Origin of the sequence: Streptomyces sp. NPDC088261 (assembly GCF_044740805.1) — a bacterium.
GTDB lineage: Bacteria > Actinomycetota > Actinomycetes > Streptomycetales > Streptomycetaceae > Streptomyces.
Genome location: NZ_JBIURL010000005.1, coordinates 284,062 through 304,023 on the forward strand (window position 1 = coordinate 284,062; position 19,962 = coordinate 304,023).

The following is a 19,962-nucleotide window of genomic DNA, read 5'->3' on the forward strand; positions in this document are numbered from 1 at the left end:
CTCGGACGGGAGAAGGAAAACCATGCCTCGCACACCCGTGTACGGGATCCCCGCCAATGTCGCGAACACGCAACGCATCGGCTTCTACCCCAAACCCCTGAAGCCGGACGAGGGGGAGGACGGCACTCCGAAGACGGTCCGTTCCTACGCCGGCCATGTGGACGTCGACGGCCCGGACAAGGCGAAGAGCCACCTGTTCTACTGGTTCTTCGAAAGCCAGACCTGCGACCCCCACCTCGATCCCGGCGAGCAGAAGCGGCTGATCGAGGAGACGCCCCTGCTGATCTGGCTCAACGGCGGCCCGGGCGCTTCCTCCTCGGCGGGACTCTTCCTGGAGAACGGCCCTCTGCGCATCGCCGACGACGCGGCCGGGACCATTTCCGTGAGCCCCGACAGCTGGAACCAGGAAGCGCACGTCCTCTACTGGGACCAGCCCATCGGCACGGGGTACAGCTACTGCGAAAAGCCGAACACGTACGTCCAGGATGAGGACGTCCTCAGCACGATGTTCCGCGAGGGCCTGCAAGCGTTCTACGCGACGTACCCGGAATACAAGGCCTGCCCCCTGTACGTCTGCGGGGAGAGCTACGCGGGAAAGTACGTACCGGCGATCGCTCTGGAGATTTCCGAGCACCCGGACATCAACCTGAAAGGCATCGCGGTAGGCAACGGGTGGATCAAGCCCGAACTGTCGGTCAGGGTACTGATCGAATATGCCTACGCGTCCGGATACCTCGGCAGGGGGCAGAAGGAGCACCTGGACACGTACTACACGAACTTCAAGAACGTCCTTGAGGAAGGAGAGAGGACGAAGGAGCCCAAGACGCTGGAGCACGCCACCGATCTCGGCAATGCCCTGGTGGACGCGGTACTGGCGTACGGAGGAAACTTCGACGTCTACGACGTACGGCGCTGGGACGACCTGTCCGCGGGAGCGCTGAAACCCTACATGGACAGCAAGGGCGTCAAGGAAGCGCTGAATGTCCAGAATTCGGGTGTGGTCTGGCAGTTCGCGGACAACTCCGGTCCGGTGGCCACGGCCCTCAAGGCCGACAACATGACGGACGCCTCCAAGAAGTACGGCGACCTCATGGAAAAGGGCTACAAGGTCCTGCTCTACACGGGGAACTTCGACACCGCCTGCGGATACCAGAGCACCGAGGAAATCCTGGACGCGCTGGTCACTCCGCACGAGAAGTGGCACGCGTCCCCCCGGCTGATCTGGAAGCAGGCGCAGGGAAACCCGAAAGGGTTCGTCCGTAGTCTCAGGACGGATAAGACGGATAAGACGGATGAGGCGGGCGATTCCCCCGGGAAGCACGTGACACAGGTGGCCATCCCCGACTCCGGGCACGAAGTGCCGGCCTACCAGCCGCAGGTCGCGCGGGAAATGCTCTACAACTGGGTCTTCGACCGTCCCTTCGTCGGGCAGGACCCGAAGAGCACGGTCGAGGAAATCCTCAAAAAGGCACAATGAGGAGTCTTCGGCTGATCTGACCGCTGTCCGGGCTGTCCCGCGATCGCCGGTGGTGATCGCGGGACAGCCCTCAAGGCCGGTCGACGTGTACGTTGGTCGACTTCACGCGGGCCGTGACCGTGACCCCGACCTCGATCCCCAGTTCCTCGACGGCCTCCCGGGTCACCAGCGACACCAGCCGGTGCGGCCCCGACTGGACCTCCACCTGGGCCACCACGTCGTCCAGCACCACCCCGGTCACGATCCCCGCGAAGGAATTGCGCACCGAGGTGGACACCTCGTCGGCCACCGGATGCAGCCCCACGGCCCGGTCCTTCGCGAATCCGGCGAGGCTGACCCCGTCGATCACGCGGTTCCCCGAGCCGTCCCGCTCCATGCGCAGCTGACCCCCGTCGGCCCAGCGGCGGACGGTCTCCGAACTCACGCCGAGCAGTCCCGCTGCCTGGCCAATGCTGTACGACGGCACGCACGCACTCTATGCCGCGCGGAATTCGCCCCTCGATCGACCTGCTGCGATGATCGCTCCTGTACCTGGTGTCCCCAGGGGAAGACAGGAAAGCGGGTGCGTGATGTCGGCCGAGCTGATGCGGTTGCGGTGCCGGGGGCACCGGGACATCCGCGCCACCCACACCAAGACCCTCGAATTCACCACCAGCTCCGAGATCACCGGCCGCGCGACCTGCGTGATCGGCGTCGGCGCCACGCTCGACGGACCGGCCCCCCCACGGCTGGCGGGTCCGCTGCGGATCACCGTGACCGTCGGTGAGCACTCCTTCACCGTCCGGGCGCTGGCCCATTCCGCCTGGCGGCCCGGTTCGGGCGCGGTGGTACGGCTCAGCTCCGAGCGCCTGCCGAACACCCTGGCCACCGACGCCGACCACGCCTCCTCCGACCTGCCCCGCGACCTCCTGCACGCGCTCACCGACCCGGACGCCGAGATCACCGTCGTCGTCGAGCGGGACACCGAGGCCGCCGAGGCCCGGCTCGTCCTCTACCGCGCGGGTGACGAGCGGGACGAGCGCCTCGCGGCGGAGATCGCGGCGGCGGACACGGTGATCGCGGAGGACTCCGGGGCCGGTCAGTCCCTCACCGTACTGGGGGCGGACGCGGATCCCTGGGACGCGGTCGCGCCGACGATCGCGGAGGGCGGGCGGGTCCTGGCCGTGTCGACCGAGGACACCCGGAGCGCCCCGGTCGGCAAGCTGCTCGCGGCGCGCGACCGGCCGGCGGTGGAAGTCATCGGGCTCCCGGCGGAGTTGGCGGTCGCCGCGCTGTCGCCGTACACCGTGCCGGTCCTTCTCGCCCCCCACGAGCGCAGGAAGCAGATCGGCAGGCTGCTGGGCGCGCACCGCCTGTCGCGGGTGGTGTTCAGGGCCCCGGCCGCCGAACTGCCCAAGATCCTGGACGAGGCGGGGCGGACGCTGGGCGTCCGGACCGTGGCCGTGACCGCGGCGACCTCCGCCGCGGCGGAACGCCCCTGGTGGGGACCGGTGGCGGAGGCGGCGGCCCGGGTCACCGGCGGTGGCGACGTCCTGTGCTGCGTGGACCCGGCGGAGGAGGTCCCCGAGGGGGCCGCGGACTCCGACGTCGACCTGTCCGCCCTGGTCAGAGCGCTGGCGGCGCAGTCGGTCTCCTCGAAGACGCTGGCGCTGGCACTGGCGACGCTGCCGACGTGGTCGAGGAAGCGGGCGTACGAGTTCGTGCTGGAGGCGGCGAAGGCACAGGCGGGGCAGCCGAAGGACGACACCTCCGGCTGAGCGGTTCACACAGCCGGCGCCGGCGGTTCCGCCCCGTCCTCGCTCGACGGGTTGATGATCCCGGTCAGGGCGAGGACGTCGAGCTGCGCCCGCGTCGAGTTCAGGCGGCGCGTCCACGACGTGGCGAGGGAGGCGATCTCCTCGGCGTCCAGGTACTTCGCCTCGTCCAGCCGCCACCCGGCCGCCGCCAGGAGCGGGCCGAGGCCCTTGACCGCCGACTCGGGGGTCGGTTCCGGGTGGTCGCCGACTTCCGGTACGGGCGGGCGCCACGCGTGCAGGTTCAGCGTGGTCAGGAAGCGCGCGTCCGGCTCGCAGACCGCCGCCAGCCCCCGCAGCATCGAGGGATCGGAGCCGAGCATGCCGCGCAGCAGGCTGCCCCAGGGCATCAGCATGTGCAGTTCGGTGACGCCGCGCAGCCCGGCCGGCAGCTGCTCGGCGGGCGCCCACAGGTAGAGCAGGTTGGCCAGCCCGCCCTTGGCGGGGTTCGCGGCCGCCTTCGCCGCGGTCTTACGGAGGTTGTCCTTGGCGGCGTCCAGCCCGATGACCAGCTGGCCGGGGCGCTGCCGGGCCAGATGGAACGGGTGCTTCCCGTCGCCTGTACCGACGTCCAGGACCACGCCGTCGTGGCGGGCGAGAAGATCGTCGTACGCGGCTTCGTCGATCTCCACGATGCGCTTCCCCAGCACGCGACGCATGGCCATGAACGAACGCTCCAGTGGTACTGGGGCGTCGGTCCTGGTCAAGCCCCCGGGGCGTCCGAGTGTAGCGGGACGGAAAAGGAAGCAGGCGGGAGAGAAGCGCGGGAGCGAGGCGGCAGAGGGGCGGGAGAGAAAGGAGGGCGGCGAGCGTTCCCGTACGAGAGGGGTCTACGCGCATGGGGCCTGCCCGCAGGCGCTCCGGCACCGCGACTACCATCGCACCGGGTACAGGTACACGTCACCTTCTCCACGATCTCCACGATCAATGTGTTGTCCACGATCACGTCCGCATAGGAGCGCCTCATGACGGCGAGTACGCCCAAGCCTCAGGTCGACACCAGCAAGCCGCACCCGGCGCGTGTCTACGACTTCCTCCTCGGCGGCAAGGACAACTACCAGGTCGACCAGGAGGTGGGCGAGAAGCTTCCTCCCGAGGCGAAGGCCGCCGCCCGGCAGAACCGCGCGTTCATGCACCGGGCCTCCGCCTGGCTGGCGCGCAGTGGCGTCGACCAGTTCCTGGACATCGGTACGGGCATCCCGACGGAGCCGAACCTCCACCAGATCGTCCAGGAGATCAATCCCAAGGCCCGGATCGTCTACACGGACAACGACCCCATCGTGCTGCGGCACGCGGAGGCCCTGCTCATCAGCTCGCCGGAGGGCGTCACCGACTACATCCAGGCGGATGTGCGCCAGCCCGAGGTGATCCTCGAACACGCCCGTACGCTCCTGGACTTCAGCCGGCCCATCGCCCTGTCGCTGATCGCGCTCCTGCACTTCATCCCCGAGGACCAGGACCCGTACGGCATCACGGACACGCTCGTGGGCGCCCTGCCCGCCGGCAGCTACCTGGTGCTGTCGCACGCCGCGTCCGACCTCTTCCCCGAGCTGTCGTCGCGGGTGACGGCGGAGTACGCGAAGGGGGGCATCACCCTCGGATTCCGTACCCGTGAGGGCGTGTCCCGCTTCTTCGACGGCCTCGACCTGGTGCCCCCGGGTGTGGTGACGGCGACGGAGTGGTTCAAGGACACGCCGGCTCCGGAGGACGAGGACTGCGGTCTGTACGCGGGAGTGGCCCGCATCGGCTGACGACGCGGGCTTCGCGCCACCGCGCGGGTTTTCGGCGACTGCGCCGGCTTTCGCGCCACCGCGCGGGTTTCGCTCCGGCGGTGGCGCGAAGTGCGCCGTTGTCAGGGTGAGGGCCGGAGCGTAGAAGAGAAGAGAACAGAGGGAGCCTGCTCTGCCGAGGCCGGCGGTCCGGGGGGTGCCGCGCACGCAACCGCGTACACAGCCGCGTACACAACCGACGGTCGTGCCGTGCGCCCCGGCGGCACGGCGGCACGGAGGAGCACGCCATGACTGCGCTGTCCGATTCCGGATGTCCCGTGCTGGACCCCACCGCGCGTGCCGCCCACGCGGACGCGGCCGTCCTGCGCGCCAGGGGCCCGGCGACGCCGGTGGAGCTTCCGGGCGGTGTCCGCGCCTGGTCCGTCACCCGGCACAGCGTCATCCAGAGGCTGACGGGGGATCCGCGCGTCTCCCGTGATCCGTACCGCCACTGGCCGGGCCTCGCCGATGTCCCCGAAGGCTGGCCCCTGGCGGTCTCGGCCCTCATGCGGAACTTCCTGAACGCCTACGGCGAGGAGCACCGCGGGTTACGCCGCCGCATGGCCCCGTCGTTCTCACCCCGGCGGGTGGAGGCGATGCGCCCGCGGATCCAGACGACCGCGGACCGCCTGGTCGACGCGATCCACGCGCTGCTGCCCGGCCGGAGCACCGACATCCGGCGCGCGCTCGCCCTTCCGCTGACCATGACGGTCATCTGCGATCTGTTCGGTGTCCCCGACTTCCTCAGGGAGGATCTCGGCGCGTCCATCGACGCGTTGATGGACACCACGGCGACCGCGGAACAGGGCCGGGCCCGGCTGGCCGAGCTCGAGGCCCGGCTGGCGGAGTTGCTGGAGTACAAGAAGGCACACCCCGGTTCCGACTTCACCAACGACCTCCTCGCGCCGTCCCCTTCTTCGTCCCCTTCCTCGTCCCCCTCCTCGTCCCACTCCGCGGACGGCGGGGCGCCGCTGAGCGACAGGGAACTCCTCGACCATCTCTTCCTCATGCTCGCCGCGGGGTACGAGACGGCCGTCAACCTGATCACCAGCGCCGTGTACGCCCTGCTGGCCGCGCCCGGACACCTCGCCCGGCTCCGCGCGGGCGACGTCGGCTGGGACGACGTCATCGAGGAGACGCTGCGGCACAACGGCCCGGTCATGCACCACCCGATGCGTTACGCCATCGAGGACATCGATCTCGGCGAAGGGATCGTCATCCGCCGGGGCGAGCCCGTCATCATCGCCTTCGCGGCCGCCGGGCGCGACCCTGAGCTGCACCCCGACAGCCCTGACGTGTTCGACCCCGGACGGCCCGGCAAGGAGCACCTCGCCTTCGGCCACGGCCCCCACGTCTGCCTGGGGGCCCATCTGGCCCGCACGGAGACCCACGTGGCGCTGACCACGCTGTTCGAGCGCCTTCCTCTGCTGGCGCTCGCCCACCCCGACGAGGTTCCGGCCCCTGTCCCGTCGCTCTCCCTCAACGGGCCGGCCCAACTGCACGTCGTCCCGCACCCGGTGAGTCCGTATCACTCGGATTGATCCGGCACTCGGATCGATACGGCAATCAGCCGACTCGGCAATCGGCTGATCCGGCAATCGGCTGATCCGGCTACCAGTCCAGCGAGATCGGTACGAACGGGGCGTCCTCGGGAGCTGCCTTGCGCGCCTCCAGGGCGACCTTGGCGGGCTCGCCGATCGGGAGGCGCAGCGGGGGATCGGGCTGTTCGAGCGTGTCCGCGAGCGCGACGGCCACCTCCTCGGGGGTGATGGGTTCGAAGATGGAGGTGCCGCGCAGCGGGGCGAATTGCTTGAACAGGGGCGTGTACGGGTCGTTGTCCGTGAAGTACGACTTCGCGCGCTCGGCCCCGCCGGAGGAGACGGTGCTCGGCTGGAGGATGGTCACCTTGATCCCGAAGTGCCCCGCTTCGACGGCGATGGTCTCGGCGAACGCCTCCATGGCCCACTTGCTGGCGGCGTACGGGCCGATGATCGGTACGACGAGCCGGCCCTGGATGCTGGAGAGGAAGATGAGCCGCCCCGCGCCGCGTTCGCGCATCGCGGGCAGCACGCCCTGGGCGACCCGCAGGGGGCCGAAGGTGTTGAGCTGGAAGAGTTCTTCGACCTTGGAGAGAGGCACGTTCTCCAGGGACGCGCGGATCGTGGCGCCGGCGTTGCTGACGAGTACGTCGATCTCCCCGGCGTCGCGGATGGCCTCGTCGACGCTCTTCTGATCGGTGACGTCGAGGCGCAGGCGTTGGTCGACGGGGAGGTCGTCCAGGTCTTCGGGCCGGCGGGCGGTGGCGACGACGCGGTGGCCGCGGGCGGCGAGTTCGACGGCGACGGCCCGGCCGATGCCCTTCGAGGCACCGGTGATGAGTACGGAGGTCATGTCGGTCTCCTGACGGGGTGGGGGTGGCGGCGGTCGCGTACCGGCCGACCGCTTTTGTTTCTGGTGAAAAGTGGAAGAGGAGAGGTCAGCCCGCGGTCTTCACGGCGCCGGCGGTGTCGGTGTGGATCTTCGCCGAGACGAAGTTACCGTCGGTGACGTCGAATACCCACGCGTTCTCGATGTTCTCCGACCGCTGTGTCGTCCGCCCCTCCGGCGACATCCCCTGAAGCAGGTCGATGTTCACAAATGGCATGACGATCCCTTTCCGGCACCGGGCTGGTGTGGTGCCGTTGCGCGGTCTTCGGTCCACTGCCTCTCCCACTCATACTATGTCGCTCGGTATAGATAGCAAGTCGTGGAATCGGATAGACTGGCGCCATGGGTAGGAAGTCGGACAGCAGGCAGCGGATGGTCGAGGCCGCACGGCAGCTCATCCGTGAGCGGGGCTACCACGGCACGGCACTGTCCGACGTGGTGGAGCGGAGCGCGGCGCCCCGGGGGTCGGTCTACTACCACTTCCCCGAGGGCAAGGGGCAGATGGCGGCCGAGGCGGCCGTCAGCCACGCCCAGGATCAGGTGGAGATCATCAACCGGGCGGCGGCCTCCTCGTCATCCGCCGAGGACCTTGTACGTACCTACTTCGACCTGGCCCGTGAAGGCATGGTGGGCAGCGGCTACCAGCGCGGCTGCGCCATCGCGCCGCTGGTGATCGAGGCGAGCGAGGAGTCCGAGGGGCTCCAGGACGCCACGCGCCGCTCGTTCTCGGCCATGGTCGACGGCATGGCCTTCCAGCTGATCGTCCACGGCGTGGGCAACGCCGACGCGCGGGAGCTCGCGCACGCCGTGGTCGCGGCGGTGGAAGGCGCCATGGTCACCTCGCGCGCACTGCGCAGCCCGCAGCCGTTCGACGCGGTACGGGTGGTCCTGGCCGACCGTGCGCGAAGCCTCACGGCCGACGTCCGGACGGCGTCGTAGTCGTACCGCCGCCATCCTCTATACCGGCCGACATACTTGAATCGCCCGTGGCCTTGGCCGCAATGCTCTGCTGCGGGCCGGACCGCCTCGGTCCTGCGACGCCGACGCTCACACGCTGCCGGACTTCACCGCCAAGAACATGGACCAGCGCTTGTACGGGTTCTGGCTCACCCAGAGATCATGACCGAGGCCCATCGGCTGACGAAGACCGGCGGTACCGCGCTGCTGTTCACCGACTGGCGGCAGATACCGACCACCACCGACGCGCTCCAGGCCGTGGGCTCGCACATCACGCAAAGGCCGGTCGCGGTGATGCGTGACCTGGTCAAGATCTGCCCCGAAGGGGGCACCGTCCTCGACTTCACCGCGGGCAACGAGAAGACCCGCGAATACGCCGAGATCGCCGCGGACCGGCTGACTGGAACACTGCGGCAGACCCGGTCCCAGGACGACTTCACCCCGTCCGCCTGAGTCCCACCGCACACCATGCCGGGCAGCCCGAAGAGTCCCGCTCGTGGCCGTCTACTACCAGGCCAACCTCACGATGCGGCAGCTCGCGGCGCTGTTCGGCTGCTCACCGGCCACCGTGTGCCGCTCATCCAGCGCCTGGGACCGCTCCTGGCAATCGAGCCGGCGACCCGCCCCGCCGACGCAACGGACCGGCTTGGATCGTGGACGGCACCCTGATCCCGGTCCGGAATCGCACCGTCGGAGCTTCCTCCCGCAACTACCGATTCTCCGCGAACGTGCAGGTCATCATCGACGCCGACACCAGACTGGTCATCGCGACAGCCCCTCCGTGCCCGGCAGAACCGCAGACGCCAAAGCGTGGCGGGACTCCGGCCTGGCCGGCATCTGCGAGGGCGTGACTGTGCTCGGCGACTGCCGGCAACGTGGAAACGGCCTCCACGACGCAGTCCAAGCCGTCGCCACCCTCCACAACCACGCCCTGGCCCATGATCCACACGACACCGGGGCCGACGGCACCACGACGGTGCGCCGGCCCCGGCCCTTATGAATGCCCCCGGAGGAGTGTGGTGCTGGGGGACATCAGGTGTTGTGGATCAGTAGCCGACGTAGAGGTCCCAGTCCCAGGGCGACGGCTCGCAGGCGTAGATCCTCCACATCCCGGCAGACACCCCCTGCTTCCCCACGCTCCGGCACTCGGCCTGGGTCCAGTAGTCGTCGTAGAACTCCATGGCCAACGGGCTGACCGCCGATACGGTCCCGGTCGTCGGTGCGGTGGCCGCCTGAGCGGGGACCGCTACGGTCCCGATCGCAAGCGTGGCGCCGAGCGCGGCGCCGGCCAGAATGCGTCCGATACGCATATGACTCACTCCTTTCAGAAGCCCTCGGCGAGGGCCCGCCACAGAGACTGCTGACCACCGAAGGGGCGGGGCAAGAGAATCCAGATGTCCCGGACAGCCACGACACGTCCGGGCTGATCAGAGCCTTGTCCGGATCGGGTTCCGGACAGCGGAGCATGGCGGACACGTGCAGTAGGCCATGGAATGTTCCGGAGGGGGAGCACCGGTCCGATCCACCGAGCTGTGTTGCCCAGCCCGTGTAATGGCTCCGCAACGTTCGTACGTGGTCGAGCCGAAATGGTTTCAAGGGTGGCGGCGCAAAGGCCGAAAGTGAGGTCGGAGAGCTGTCCTTTGACAGGGCATGGGCTGTCTGGCCAGGCCAGAGCCTTGTCCGAGAAGTGTTCGGGACAAGGCGGGAAACTCCGTTGTTCCTTCGAGCAAGGGCTCGGCAGGATGACGCTCATGTGGGATTCGGGGAAGCTGTCGCCGTACGAGCTATCGCCGTACGAAGCGCAGGACTCCGCAGGCTTCGTCGCCGCGATGCGGCGCCTCAAGGAGCTTTCGGGGTTGACGTATCGCGAACTGGAGGAGCGAGCAGCCAGCAGGGGCGACGTGCTGGCACGCAGTACCATTGCCGACGTTCTGCGCCGGACAAGCCTGCCGCGTCCCGAGGTTCTGGCGGCGTTCGTTCGTGCCTGCGGGGACGGTGAGCGCCTCGATGCCTGGCTGGCGACCCGAGAGAAGGTCGCCGCCGCACGCGTCACGACCGGACCCATCCCCACACCTGACCCGGGAACTGGCGCTCAGCCAGAAACCGGGGAAGCCGCGCCCAGGCGGACCCGTCTCTTCGGCCGCCCGAGACCAATCGGATTCGCAGCCGCGCTCGCGGTTACGGCCCTGGCCCTGATCACCTGGCTTTTCTCCGCCGACACTGCCCGGACACGAGCGGCCCTTCCCACCGACGGGTGGGTCACTATCCGCCCCGCCCGCACCGCCGATCTGTGCCTGACCGACGGACGCGACCGCAACGGCGCCTACGGCAGCGCCGTGGCCGTCCAACTCCCCTGTGCCGAGGCACCAGTGCCCCGCACCTACCTCGAACCCATGGGCGAAGGGCTATTCCGCATTCAGTGGCATCATCCCCAGTTCGGCAAGGGATGCCTGACGATCATGGGCCAAGACCAACTCAAGGGCATGCTCGAACCCCGCCAGAACTGCGACCAGGGCACCCTCTTCCGCATGGAACCCACTGCCGAGGCATTCCGACTGCGTCCATCGACCAGCGGAGGATGCATCGGCATCGTCGGCAACGACACCACTCAAGGCGCCGAGGCGATTGAGGAGCGCTGCTCGGGCGGGGCGGATCAGCGCTTCCTCCTCCGGGCCGGCGGCTAGTCCGAAAGGGCCCGGCGGACAGGTGCAGCGCGCCATACTCCCAATGCGGAGTTCGCCGCGGCGGCAGCAGAGGATCCGGCCCGGGAAGGCGAATGTTCGCCAACCTCCTGATCCTCGTCCAGAATCTCCAGCCGGGATGTGGGGGCGGGCCGCGTGAGCACGGCGACCGTGCCCGCAGGGGACTGGGTCCGCGGCATCACCGTCCAGCAGCCGTGTGCCGGCGCGATCCTCACCGGCGGGCAGGGCGATGCCCAACAGTGGCGCGCCAAGGGCCGTCCGTCACATCATCGGTTACGGGAATCCTCACCGGCTCCGATTGACGAGGTGCCAAGCTTGTGCCCAGCTGCACCTGGTAGGGGCCCGCGCCCCGTTCCGATTCACCCCACTCTTGTGACCTTCATCCGAGAGATCATCAAGGGGTTCCCTCTCGAACCCACAGATCTCCTCTTCCCGGGCGAGAGGGGCGGGATGCTCGCCGGCTCGGTCTTTCGTCGGGTCTGGGCACGGCGCGCAAGTGGCGATCTATGCGCGCTGCATTGTCGGCCAGACGCATGAGTACCTCAAACGTGTGGAAGCGGCCCAAAACCTGCCCAAGGTGGCTTCGTGGAGAGCGGCTCTGGCACCCCCTGGCTCGGGTGTCAGAGCCGCTTTTCTGCGTGCGGAACGGTGGCACGCTGCTCTCTGGGTACCGCTCCGGCACCCACAGTCCGTGGGACGTAGGTGAAACGAGTACCCGTAGAAACCCGGTTTTAGCTGGCGCCAACCGGACTGCCACGCGTCCCTGACCGCAGGCGGCGCCCCCCTGATGTGGGTCTTACGCAGGGCCCGCTACGCTGCCTCTGACCTGCGGAAAGGCTCTCCCTCGGGGGAGAGTCGCGCTTCGCGCGTAGAAACGTGCCCCCGGCAGGACTCGAACCTGCGGCCAAGTGCTTAGAAGGCACCTGCTCTATCCACTGAGCTACGGGGGCCGGACGAGCGGCCTCGGGTGTCCCGGAGCCCCCGGCGGGTGGTTCCGTGACCTTGCCGGGACAAGGATAGGGCTCCGATCCCCCTGACCCGGTTGCTTCACGTGCGTGGCACGATGTGGAGGTTCAGTGAAGCGAACCGATAATCGCAGGCAGGTGCGATTCGCGCATCGGTTTTTCGCCTTCCTGTCACGGGTGTTGTGCACTCGTTATGCCTGTGTCCCACTCATCCCGTCTGTCCTGAGTGTCTGATCGGCGCGCAGGGATGTCCATACGCTTCAAAAAGCCGCTAAAACCGGGCATTCTTCGCATGTGGTGACCTTGGATGTACGCCCCCAGCTGATCGACGCACTCTCCGCGCTGCGCGACCGTGTCGCGGCGGTGCGTCTTCCACTGCCTCTTCCCGGGGCGCCGCGGGCCCGGCAGACCCGGGCCGAGCTGCTCGCGCAGCTCGACGACTACTTGCTGCCCCGCCTCCGGGAGCCCGACGCCCCGGTGCTCGCCGTCGTCGGCGGGTCGACCGGCGCCGGCAAGTCCACCCTCGTCAACTCCCTTGTGGGGCGGCGCGTCAGCGAGGCGGGGGTGCTGCGGCCCACCACCCGTACCCCCGTCCTGGTGTGCCATCCCGACGACCACCACTGGTTCGCGGGCATGCGGATCCTGCCGCACCTCACCCGGATCTGGCTGCCCGAGGGGGAGGACGGGGACGAGGGGGACGTGGAGGTGGAGAGCGGGGACGGGAGAAGAGACGGGACATCGGTCGGTCGGGATGCGGGCCGGGACGGCGGCCGGGACGCTGGACACGGGGCCGGGCAAGGGATCGGACACGGCGTCGGCATGGCCGTTGGCGCAGGCACCGGCGCAGGCGTTGGCACCGGCATCGGCCGCACCTTCGGCCCTGTCGGCGGACACCTCCGTACCTTCGGCAGGACCGGCCACACCGGCCGCACCGGCCGGGGCGGGAGACCCGCCGGACGCGAGCGCCCCGGCGCCGACTCCCTCCGTATCGACACCGCCGCCACCCTCCCCCGCGGCCTCGCGCTCCTCGACGCGCCCGACATCGACTCGCTCGTGGTGGAGAACCGGGTGCTGGCCGCCGAGTTGATCTGCGCCGCCGACGTCTGGGTCATGGTGACCACCGCCAGCCGCTACGCCGACGCCGTGCCGTGGCATCTGCTGCGTACGGCCAAGGAGTACGACGCCTCGCTCGTGACCGTCCTCGACCGCGTCCCCCATCAGCTGGTCGAAGAGGTGTCGCGGCAGTATGGCGCCCTCCTGACCAGGGCCGGCCTCGGGGACGTACCCCGCTTCACGATTCCCGAGCTGCCCGAGTCGGCCGGCGGCGGCAGCGGACTCCTGCCCACCACCGCCGTCGCCCCGCTGCTCGCCTGGCTCGCGCACCGGGTGCAGGATCCGGCGGCCCGTCAGCAGGCCGTCGTACGGACCGCGTCGGGGGTCATCGACTCGCTGGACGTACGGATGCCGGAGCTGGCGGGCGCGGTGGCGGCGCAGTACGCGGCGTCCGTACGGCTCATGGCCGCGGTGGAGGACGCCTACACCGCCGAGGGCGAGCGGGTGCGCCGTCAGCTCCAGCGCGGCGCCGTCCTGGCCGGGGACGCGCGCACCCGCTGGCGGGGCTATCCGCGGGACAGTTCGTCGCGGGAACTGCTCGACTCGCTCGTGGAGAGCCTTGGCGCGCTCCTCCAGTGCGCCGTCGCCGCCGCCGACGAACGCGTGGAGGAGGTCTGGCGGCGCGAGCCGGCCTCCGGGGGCGTCGACGTGTCGGGCGCGGACGGCGAGGTGACGGAGCGGATCGGGATGGCAGTACGGCGCTGGCGGCGCGTCCTGGAGGAGCTGGCCGAGGACGAGGTGCGGCAGCTGGAACGCAGCGCCGCGCCCGAACCCGAGGCCGTCGCCGCCCTCCTCGCGGCCGCCCTCCTAGGAGGGCGTCGTGCCCGGGTCGCGGGGGAACGGCTCGCCGAGAGCGTCGGGGCGCAGGCCGCGCTGCGGCTGCGCGACAGGGGCGCCGAGCTGGTGACGACGTACATCGACCGTGTCCTGCACGGGGAGCGCGACCGGCGGCTCGCGCCCCTCGACGCCCTTGAGGTGACACCGGAGCCCCAGGCGGAACTGATCGCCGCGCTGTCCGTACTCCAGAAGGAAAGCAGGAGGAAAGGTGACCGACGTGACTGATGTGAACGCCGCCGCGGATGTGACGACGGACGCCGGGGGCGGGGCAGGGGGAGCGGGGAGGGGCCCCGGCCGGTGGGACGACGGGCTGATCGCCCGGAGGGCGGGGGAGCGTGGCGCCAGGGGGCGGGCGGGCGGCCGGTCCGGGCCTGACGGCTTCACGGACGGTCTGACGGACGGACAGGCCGACCCGCGCGACCTGCGTGGCGTGGGCGACGCGCGGGCCCAAGGGCTGACCGACGGATCCGGCGGCCCTGACGGTCTCGACGGCCCTGGCGGCCCTCACGGCGCCTCCGGCGCCCTCGGGGCGGGGGAGGAGACCCACACGCCCATCGGCGGGCCCTACGGCGGCGCTCTGCGGGTCCGGCTGGACGCCCTGGGCGAGCTGGTCGGCCTCTCCCGTACCCGCCTCGAAGGGTCCATCCTCGCCGAGGCGGGCCGGGTCCTCGACGAGGCGTCGGCCCGGCAGCGGCTGTCCTCGCGCCACACCGTCGTCGCCATCGCGGGAGCGACCGGCAGCGGCAAGTCGACGCTGTTCAACGCCCTCGCCGAAGTGCCGATCTCGGAGACCGGGCTGCGCCGCCCCACCACCTCCGCCCCGATCGCCTGCACCTGGTCGGACGGCGCGGCGGGGCTGCTCGACCGGCTCGCCATCCCAGGACGGCTGCGCCGCAGGCCGCTGGCGGGCGGGGACGGCGACGAGGAACTGCACGGGCTCGTCCTGGTGGACCTCCCCGACCACGACTCGGCCGTCACCCGCCACCGCGACCAGGTGGACCGGGTGCTGGGGCTGGTGGACGCCGTGATCTGGGTGGTCGATCCGGAGAAGTACGCGGACGCCGCGCTCCACGAGCGCTATCTGCGCCCGCTCGCTGGCCACGCCGAGGTCACTTTCATCGTGCTCAACCAGATCGACCGGCTGCCCGGCGACGCCTCCCACCAGGTGCTCGACGACCTGCGCCGGCTGCTCGACGAGGACGGCATGGCCCTGGGCGAGCACGGCGAGCCGGGCGCCACCGTCCTCGCGCTCTCCGCGCTCACCGGACAGGGCGTGGGCGAACTGCGCGAGCTGCTGGGCCGGTTCGTCCAGGAGCGGAACGCCGCCGCGCGCCGCCTCTCCGCCGACGTCGACGCCGCTTCCGTACGGATGCGCTCGGCGTACGTCGCCGACGGGCATCCCGGTCTCGGCGAGCGCTCGCGCGAACAGTTCGCTGACCGGCTGGCCTGGGCCGTCGGCGCGGTGGCCGCCGGCGAGGCGGCGGAACGCGAGTGGCGCAGGAACGCGGGGCGTGCCTGCGGCACGCCGTGGCTGCGGCTGTACCGCTGGTACGAGCGCAAGCGCATGCCCGGGGGTGAGGTCACGTCGTCCGAGGTGCTGGTGGAGGAGGAGCTGACGGCCCGCCAGCGGGTCGAGCAGGCGGTCCGTACGGTGTCGGAGGAGGCGTCCGCCGGTCTGCCCGCGCCCTGGGCGCACGCGGTGCGCGAGGCGGCCGTACGGGGCGCGGAGGGGCTGCCGGAGGCGCTGGACGAGCTGGCGGTGACGGTGGGGGCGCCGACGGGCCGCCCGCCGCGTCCGGCGTGGTGGCCGGCCGCCGTCCTGGCCCAGGCGTCCATGACGCTGCTCCAGATCTTCGGCGCGCTCTGGCTGGTGGGGCAGATCGTCGGTGTCCTGGAGCCCGGGCTGCTGCCGCCGGTGCTGGTGATGCTCGCGGGGATCGTCGGCGGGCCGTTCGTGGAGTGGGCCTGCGGGGCGGCGGCGCGGGGGCCCGCGCGGCGGTACGGGCAGGACGCGGAGCGGCGGCTGCGGGAGGCGGCGGCCGGGTGCGGGCGGGCGAAGGTGCTCGACCCCGTCTCGGCGGAGCTGATGCGGTACCGGGAGGTGCGGGAGCAGTACGTCACGGTGTCGGGGGTGGTGCCGCTGGCGCGGTGAATGGGTGAGGGCGTGAGGGCTGGGGAGGGCCAGGGCCGGTGTGAGGGGAGGGCCGGGTGAGGGTGAGGGAGTTATCCACAACCGGCCGGTAATACACAGGCGTCAGCGGATTCTTTCCGATCGGCTCAGCATGGGTGCAGTGGCATCACGCAATGCAGTCGGACGGAAGTGGGCGGTTATGAACGACACAGTGGTGACCGTGGTGGGCAATGTGGCGACCGGTGTGGAATTCAGGGAGTCGTCGACCGGAGGAGTGGCGCGGTTCAGATTCGCGGTGAGCGCCCGCCGCTGGGACCGGCAGAAGGAGATCTGGGCGGACGGGCCCACGAGCTTCTACACGGTGTGGGCGTGGCGGACGCTGGGGGCCAATCTCGCCGCCTCGGTCTCGGTCGGCGAGCCCCTTGTGGTGCACGGGCGGCTGAGGGTGCGCGAGGAGGAACGGGACGGCCAGCGGCGGACGTTCGTGGACATCGACGCCCTGGCGGTGGGCCACGACCTGTCGCGCGGGACGTCGGCGTTCAGGCGTGTGGCCAGGGCGACTCCCTCCTTGACGGAGCGTCACGGCGCCTCGACCCAGGGCCAGGAGGGCATGCCGCGGACGGCCCGGGCGGAGTCGGCGGGGCGGGTACGGCAGGTGCAGGGCCAGTTGCCCGTTCCGGGGGCGGACCCCGGTGCGCGGGAGGAGCCCGTCGGCGCGGGGGCGGGGGCCGGGGTGTAGGGGAGCGGTCCGGGAGGCGGCTGTGGCGACTTGTCGATGCGTGCGGACGTATGCGGTCGTATTCCAGGGATACGCCGATCTTTCGATAACGATTCCGATTCGGAACGGTTGCCTGACCGGTTGATTGGGCACCCGCGACATCCGCCGTCCCTAGGATTCCCGTGTACTCATGGGGCACTTGAGTCAGTCGGCGAGGCACAACCCCCCACGCGTCCCACGCGAAACTCCTCGCCCGAAGGGGAATTCTGTGGTCTCTGCGATATCCGAGTCACGCGCGTCGTCCGCTTCATCCGGGACGCCCGCGCTGTCCGCCTCCTCCGCCCGGCCCGCCTCCTCCGCGCCGGCCGCGCCGTTCGCGCGTTCCGCGTGGCGCCGGGGTGCCGCCCGCCTCGCCGCCGTCGTGCTGGTCCCGAGTCTCCTCGCGATGGGCACCCTGGCCGGGGCCGGCGCGGCCGCCGCCGACGACGTGCCCCAGCACCAGGGCGGGGCGTCCGCCACGCTCGACGGACTGAAGACCTTCGCCGGAGCCGTGCTCCACACGGACGGCGCGGACCAGGAGTTGCCCGCCGGCCTGTTCGAGATGACGGTCGAGGGCGGCGGCACGCTCAAGACGTACTGCATCGACATCCACAACCCGACCCAGGCGCAGGCGAAGTACCAGGAGACGCCCTGGGCCCAGACCTCGCTGGGCGCCAACGACGACGCGGGCAAGATCCGCTGGATCCTGGAGCACTCGTACCCGCAGGTGGACGACCTGGCGGACCTTGCCGCGGCCGCGAAGTCCGGGCCGCTCACCGACCAGACCGCGGCGGCGGGCACCCAGGTCGCCATCTGGCGCTTCTCGGACGGCGCCGACGTGGACGCCAGCGACCCGGCGGCCGAGAAGCTGGCCGACTGGCTGGAGAAGAACGCGCGCGACACCCCCGAGCCCAGGGCCTCGCTCACCCTGGAGTCCGCCGCGGTCTCCGGCAGGGCGGGCGACCGGCTCGGACCGGTCACCGTCCGGACGAACGCCGACCGGGTCACGGTGACCCCGCCCGTCGACGTCGGCGTGGCGGACGTCGCGAGCGCCACCGGCGTGAAGATCACCGACAAGGCGGGCAAGGAGGTCACCACGGCGACCGACGGCTCGCGCCTCTACTTCGACGTCCCGGAGGACGCCGACGACGGCACCGCGTCGCTCGCGGTGCAGGCCACCACCTCCGTACCGGTCGGCCGGGCGTTCGCCGGCGTGACCAGGAGCCAGACGCAGATCCTCGCGGGATCCAGCGACTCCACGGTCTCAGCCACCGCCACCGCCACCTGGGCCGGGGGCGGCGCCATCCCGGCGGTCTCCGCGGCGAAGAACTGCGCCAGGGGCGGGGTCGACGTCACCGTCGCCAACGAGGGGGACGCGGAGTTCACCTTCGAGCTGGTGGGCGACGAACACGCGGTCGCGCCCGGCGAGTCCCGTACGGTCACGGTGCCCGTGGTCGAGGACCAGCCGTACGAGTTCGCGGTGAACGGCCCCGACGGATTCACCAAGACCTTCAAGGGCGTCCTGGACTGCCGTACCACCGGCACCGCACCCCCGCCGGACGAGCACATCACCACCCAGCTGGGCACGGACTCGGCGGGCGCGGCCACGGCGGGCACCCCCAACCTCGCCGAGACGGGCAGCTCCAACGCGACCCCCCTCATCGCGGGCATCGCGATCGCCCTCCTGGCGATCGGCGGCGGCGCGGTCTTCGTCCTCCGCAAGAAGAAGAACCCGGCCACGTCCCCGACGTCCACGGACTGACCCGGCCAGGGACCAGCCCGGCCGGCACAAGCCCCCCGCTCCCGCCCCGCAGCGCGGCGAGCGGGGGGCGTGGCTCGCTCAGTGGTCGCCGGCGGGATGACGGGGTGACGGGCGGCGGGGGTAAACCCCACCAGGCTCACTGGCCTCAGCGCCACCGCCGACGGACAGGCCAGCCGGATTCTGTGAGCGGCCAAATCCCCGAAGGATCGGAGAGGCACAACAACGCGCCTTCGGCTGCCTAAGGATCATTCATGTCCCGCACTCTCCGCGAGCAACGGTTCACGTACCGTGTTCTGTCGTCCCTCGCCCTGCTGACCCTCACCGCCGGCGCCCTCACGGCGTGCGGCGACCACGATTCCGCCTCCGGCCACCCGGCCTCGTCGTCCGTCACCTCGTCCGCCTCCGCGGGGAACGGCAGGGCGGCCGCGGCAAAGCTGCACATGGTCGACAACGGCGGTCACCGTCTGGCCTTCCACGTCACGCGGGGCAACGGTTCCACCATCGTCCTGGACTCGGGCGGCGGCGAGTCCTCCTCGCAGTGGAAGGACATCGTTCCCAAGCTCCACGCGGCCACCGGCGCCACCGTCATCACGTACGACCGGGCCGGTCTCGGCAAGAGCGACGTGGTGCCCGGCCCCTGGAAGGTCGCGAGCGCCGTCGGCGACCTCAAGGCGGGCCTGAGGCAGCTGGGCGTCACCCATGACGTGACCCTGGTGTCCCACTCCCAGGCCGGTGAGATCGCGAACCACCTCGCCGAGGACGACCCGGCGATGCTCTCCGGTGCGGTCCTGGTCGACGCCAACCTCCCCCAGTTCTTCACGGACGAGGAGATTCCCCGTCTCGTCGCCGCGACCCGGCAGGAGGTCGACGAGGCGAAGAAGGACCCCGGGAAGCCGGAGAACCGCCAGCTCATCGCGACCGCCGAGGGCTTCGCCGCCGCGCACCGGGCATTCCACCGGGTCACGTGGCCGGACTCGGTGCCGGTGACGGTCATGGTGTCGGAGAAGACCCCGTTCGACGGGTCTCCCGAGGACGCCCAGCGCTGGCGCGACGCCGCCGCCTCCTTTGCCCGCGAGGCGCCCAACCGTACGCTCGTCACCGCCAGGGGCACCTCCCACGAGGTGCCGACGGAACGCCCCGACCTCGTGCTCAAGGCGATCGAGGCCATGTTCGCCGCACAGCACCCCCAGGACGCGACCTGACCGCGGTGCCCCAAGGACGGTCACGGGCCGGGGGAGCGTGTCCGAGGGGTGGGCGGGCGGTTTCCCCCCG

At 70.6% G+C, this 19,962-nt stretch carries 17 protein-coding genes, 1 tRNA gene and 1 pseudogene; 13 read left to right on the plus strand and 6 right to left on the minus strand.

What is annotated here, in order from left to right; all coding sequences use genetic code 11:
- Positions 1-22: 22 nt before the first annotated feature.
- Complete coding sequence (locus ACIODU_RS13145) at positions 23-1,477, plus strand: hypothetical protein (protein ID WP_401767173.1); 1,455 nt, start codon at positions 23-25, stop codon at positions 1,475-1,477.
- A gap of 70 nt (positions 1,478-1,547) precedes the next feature.
- Here ACIODU_RS13145 and ACIODU_RS13150 read toward each other — a convergent pair whose 3' ends face one another.
- Positions 1,548-1,943, minus strand: a complete 396-nt coding sequence (locus tag ACIODU_RS13150; protein ID WP_356427603.1) for a TOBE domain-containing protein — start codon at positions 1,941-1,943, stop codon at positions 1,548-1,550.
- A 103-nt stretch (positions 1,944-2,046) separates the two neighbouring features.
- Between ACIODU_RS13150 and ACIODU_RS13155 the strand changes: the two genes are divergently transcribed.
- The gene (locus ACIODU_RS13155) at positions 2,047-3,234 is read left to right on the plus strand and encodes a DUF371 domain-containing protein (RefSeq protein ID WP_401767175.1); all 1,188 of its coding nucleotides are present in this window, start codon (positions 2,047-2,049) and stop codon (positions 3,232-3,234) included.
- Between the two features lie 5 nt (positions 3,235-3,239).
- On the opposite strand, the gene kamB is transcribed toward ACIODU_RS13155, so the two are convergent.
- Positions 3,240-3,935 (minus strand): 16S rRNA (adenine(1408)-N(1))-methyltransferase KamB, encoded by a 696-nt coding sequence (kamB, locus tag ACIODU_RS13160; protein ID WP_401767177.1) that lies wholly within the window; start codon positions 3,933-3,935, stop codon positions 3,240-3,242.
- Between the two features lie 300 nt (positions 3,936-4,235).
- On the opposite strand from kamB, the gene ACIODU_RS13165 reads away from it, so the two are divergent.
- Both ACIODU_RS13165 and ACIODU_RS13170 read left to right on the plus strand, forming a co-directional pair.
- Positions 4,236-5,021 (plus strand): SAM-dependent methyltransferase, encoded by a 786-nt coding sequence (locus tag ACIODU_RS13165; protein WP_356427596.1) that lies wholly within the window; start codon positions 4,236-4,238, stop codon positions 5,019-5,021.
- A gap of 266 nt (positions 5,022-5,287) precedes the next feature.
- A complete protein-coding gene (locus tag ACIODU_RS13170; RefSeq protein WP_401767179.1) occupies positions 5,288-6,580 on the plus strand; it encodes a cytochrome P450 in 1,293 nt (430 codons plus the stop codon).
- A 70-nt stretch (positions 6,581-6,650) separates the two neighbouring features.
- Here the strand turns inward: ACIODU_RS13170 and ACIODU_RS13175 are convergent, their stop codons facing one another.
- Positions 6,651-7,430, minus strand: a complete 780-nt coding sequence (locus ACIODU_RS13175; protein ID WP_356427591.1) for an SDR family oxidoreductase — start codon at positions 7,428-7,430, stop codon at positions 6,651-6,653.
- Positions 7,431-7,515: 85 nt separating this feature from the next.
- Complete coding sequence (locus tag ACIODU_RS13180; RefSeq protein ID WP_401767181.1) at positions 7,516-7,683, minus strand: hypothetical protein; 168 nt, start codon at positions 7,681-7,683, stop codon at positions 7,516-7,518.
- Positions 7,684-7,808: 125 nt separating this feature from the next.
- On the opposite strand from ACIODU_RS13180, the gene ACIODU_RS13185 reads away from it, so the two are divergent.
- The 3 genes and pseudogenes from ACIODU_RS13185 to ACIODU_RS13195 all read left to right on the plus strand — a co-directional run bounded on the left by ACIODU_RS13185 (position 7,809) and on the right by ACIODU_RS13195 (position 9,423).
- The gene (locus ACIODU_RS13185) at positions 7,809-8,405 is read left to right on the plus strand and encodes a TetR family transcriptional regulator (protein WP_356427585.1); all 597 of its coding nucleotides are present in this window, start codon (positions 7,809-7,811) and stop codon (positions 8,403-8,405) included.
- A 73-nt stretch (positions 8,406-8,478) separates the two neighbouring features.
- Positions 8,479-8,876: pseudogene (locus tag ACIODU_RS13190) on the plus strand (site-specific DNA-methyltransferase); the annotation flags it as partial.
- A gap of 43 nt (positions 8,877-8,919) precedes the next feature.
- Positions 8,920-9,423: a hypothetical protein gene (locus ACIODU_RS13195; RefSeq protein WP_401767183.1), complete on the plus strand. Its 504-nt coding sequence runs from the start codon at positions 8,920-8,922 to the stop codon at positions 9,421-9,423.
- 46 nt (positions 9,424-9,469) lie between these two features.
- Here the strand turns inward: ACIODU_RS13195 and ACIODU_RS13200 are convergent, their stop codons facing one another.
- Positions 9,470-9,733 (minus strand): hypothetical protein, encoded by a 264-nt coding sequence (locus tag ACIODU_RS13200; protein WP_401767184.1) that lies wholly within the window; start codon positions 9,731-9,733, stop codon positions 9,470-9,472.
- A 432-nt stretch (positions 9,734-10,165) separates the two neighbouring features.
- On the opposite strand from ACIODU_RS13200, the gene ACIODU_RS13205 reads away from it, so the two are divergent.
- Positions 10,166-11,107, plus strand: coding sequence for an XRE family transcriptional regulator (locus ACIODU_RS13205; RefSeq protein ID WP_401767186.1), 942 nt, complete (start codon positions 10,166-10,168; stop codon positions 11,105-11,107).
- Positions 11,108-12,002: 895 nt separating this feature from the next.
- Here the strand turns inward: ACIODU_RS13205 and ACIODU_RS13210 are convergent.
- Positions 12,003-12,075, minus strand: a tRNA-Arg gene (locus tag ACIODU_RS13210).
- A gap of 318 nt (positions 12,076-12,393) precedes the next feature.
- Here ACIODU_RS13210 and ACIODU_RS13215 point away from each other — a divergent pair.
- From ACIODU_RS13215 to ACIODU_RS13235, 5 genes are all read left to right on the plus strand, one after another.
- Complete coding sequence (locus tag ACIODU_RS13215; RefSeq protein ID WP_356427721.1) at positions 12,394-14,265, plus strand: dynamin family protein; 1,872 nt, start codon at positions 12,394-12,396, stop codon at positions 14,263-14,265.
- Entirely contained in the window at positions 14,249-16,192 is a 1,944-nt protein-coding gene (locus ACIODU_RS13220) for a GTPase (RefSeq protein ID WP_356427583.1), read from the plus strand. Before ACIODU_RS13215 ends, ACIODU_RS13220 begins: the two co-directional genes overlap by 17 nt.
- A gap of 178 nt (positions 16,193-16,370) precedes the next feature.
- Complete coding sequence (locus ACIODU_RS13225; RefSeq protein ID WP_401767188.1) at positions 16,371-16,910, plus strand: single-stranded DNA-binding protein; 540 nt, start codon at positions 16,371-16,373, stop codon at positions 16,908-16,910.
- Positions 16,911-17,157: 247 nt separating this feature from the next.
- Positions 17,158-18,690, plus strand: coding sequence for a Cys-Gln thioester bond-forming surface protein (locus tag ACIODU_RS13230; RefSeq protein WP_401767190.1), 1,533 nt, complete (start codon positions 17,158-17,160; stop codon positions 18,688-18,690).
- A gap of 251 nt (positions 18,691-18,941) precedes the next feature.
- Positions 18,942-19,892 carry an alpha/beta fold hydrolase gene (locus ACIODU_RS13235; RefSeq protein WP_401767192.1) on the plus strand — a complete coding sequence of 317 codons (951 nt, stop codon included), beginning with the start codon at positions 18,942-18,944 and terminating at the stop codon, positions 19,890-19,892.
- Positions 19,893-19,962 lie beyond the last annotated feature (70 nt).

What these genes read in the sequence shown, in the direction of transcription:
- ACIODU_RS13170 (WP_401767179.1), top strand. Translation starts at nt 5,288, where the DNA reads ATGACTGCGCTGTCCGATTCCGGATGTCCCGTGCTGGACCCCACCGCG.
- ACIODU_RS13180 (WP_401767181.1), bottom strand. Translation starts at nt 7,683, where the DNA reads ATGCCATTTGTGAACATCGACCTGCTTCAGGGGATGTCGCCGGAGGGG.
- ACIODU_RS13225 (WP_401767188.1), top strand. Translation starts at nt 16,371, where the DNA reads ATGAACGACACAGTGGTGACCGTGGTGGGCAATGTGGCGACCGGTGTG.
- ACIODU_RS13200 (WP_401767184.1), bottom strand. Translation starts at nt 9,733, where the DNA reads ATGCGTATCGGACGCATTCTGGCCGGCGCCGCGCTCGGCGCCACGCTT.
- kamB (WP_401767177.1), bottom strand. Translation starts at nt 3,935, where the DNA reads ATGGCCATGCGTCGCGTGCTGGGGAAGCGCATCGTGGAGATCGACGAA.
- ACIODU_RS13155 (WP_401767175.1), top strand. Translation starts at nt 2,047, where the DNA reads ATGTCGGCCGAGCTGATGCGGTTGCGGTGCCGGGGGCACCGGGACATC.
- ACIODU_RS13145 (WP_401767173.1), top strand. Translation starts at nt 23, where the DNA reads ATGCCTCGCACACCCGTGTACGGGATCCCCGCCAATGTCGCGAACACG.
- ACIODU_RS13175 (WP_356427591.1), bottom strand. Translation starts at nt 7,430, where the DNA reads ATGACCTCCGTACTCATCACCGGTGCCTCGAAGGGCATCGGCCGGGCC.
- ACIODU_RS13205 (WP_401767186.1), top strand. Translation starts at nt 10,166, where the DNA reads ATGACGCTCATGTGGGATTCGGGGAAGCTGTCGCCGTACGAGCTATCG.
- ACIODU_RS13185 (WP_356427585.1), top strand. Translation starts at nt 7,809, where the DNA reads ATGGGTAGGAAGTCGGACAGCAGGCAGCGGATGGTCGAGGCCGCACGG.
- ACIODU_RS13235 (WP_401767192.1), top strand. Translation starts at nt 18,942, where the DNA reads ATGTCCCGCACTCTCCGCGAGCAACGGTTCACGTACCGTGTTCTGTCG.
- ACIODU_RS13165 (WP_356427596.1), top strand. Translation starts at nt 4,236, where the DNA reads ATGACGGCGAGTACGCCCAAGCCTCAGGTCGACACCAGCAAGCCGCAC.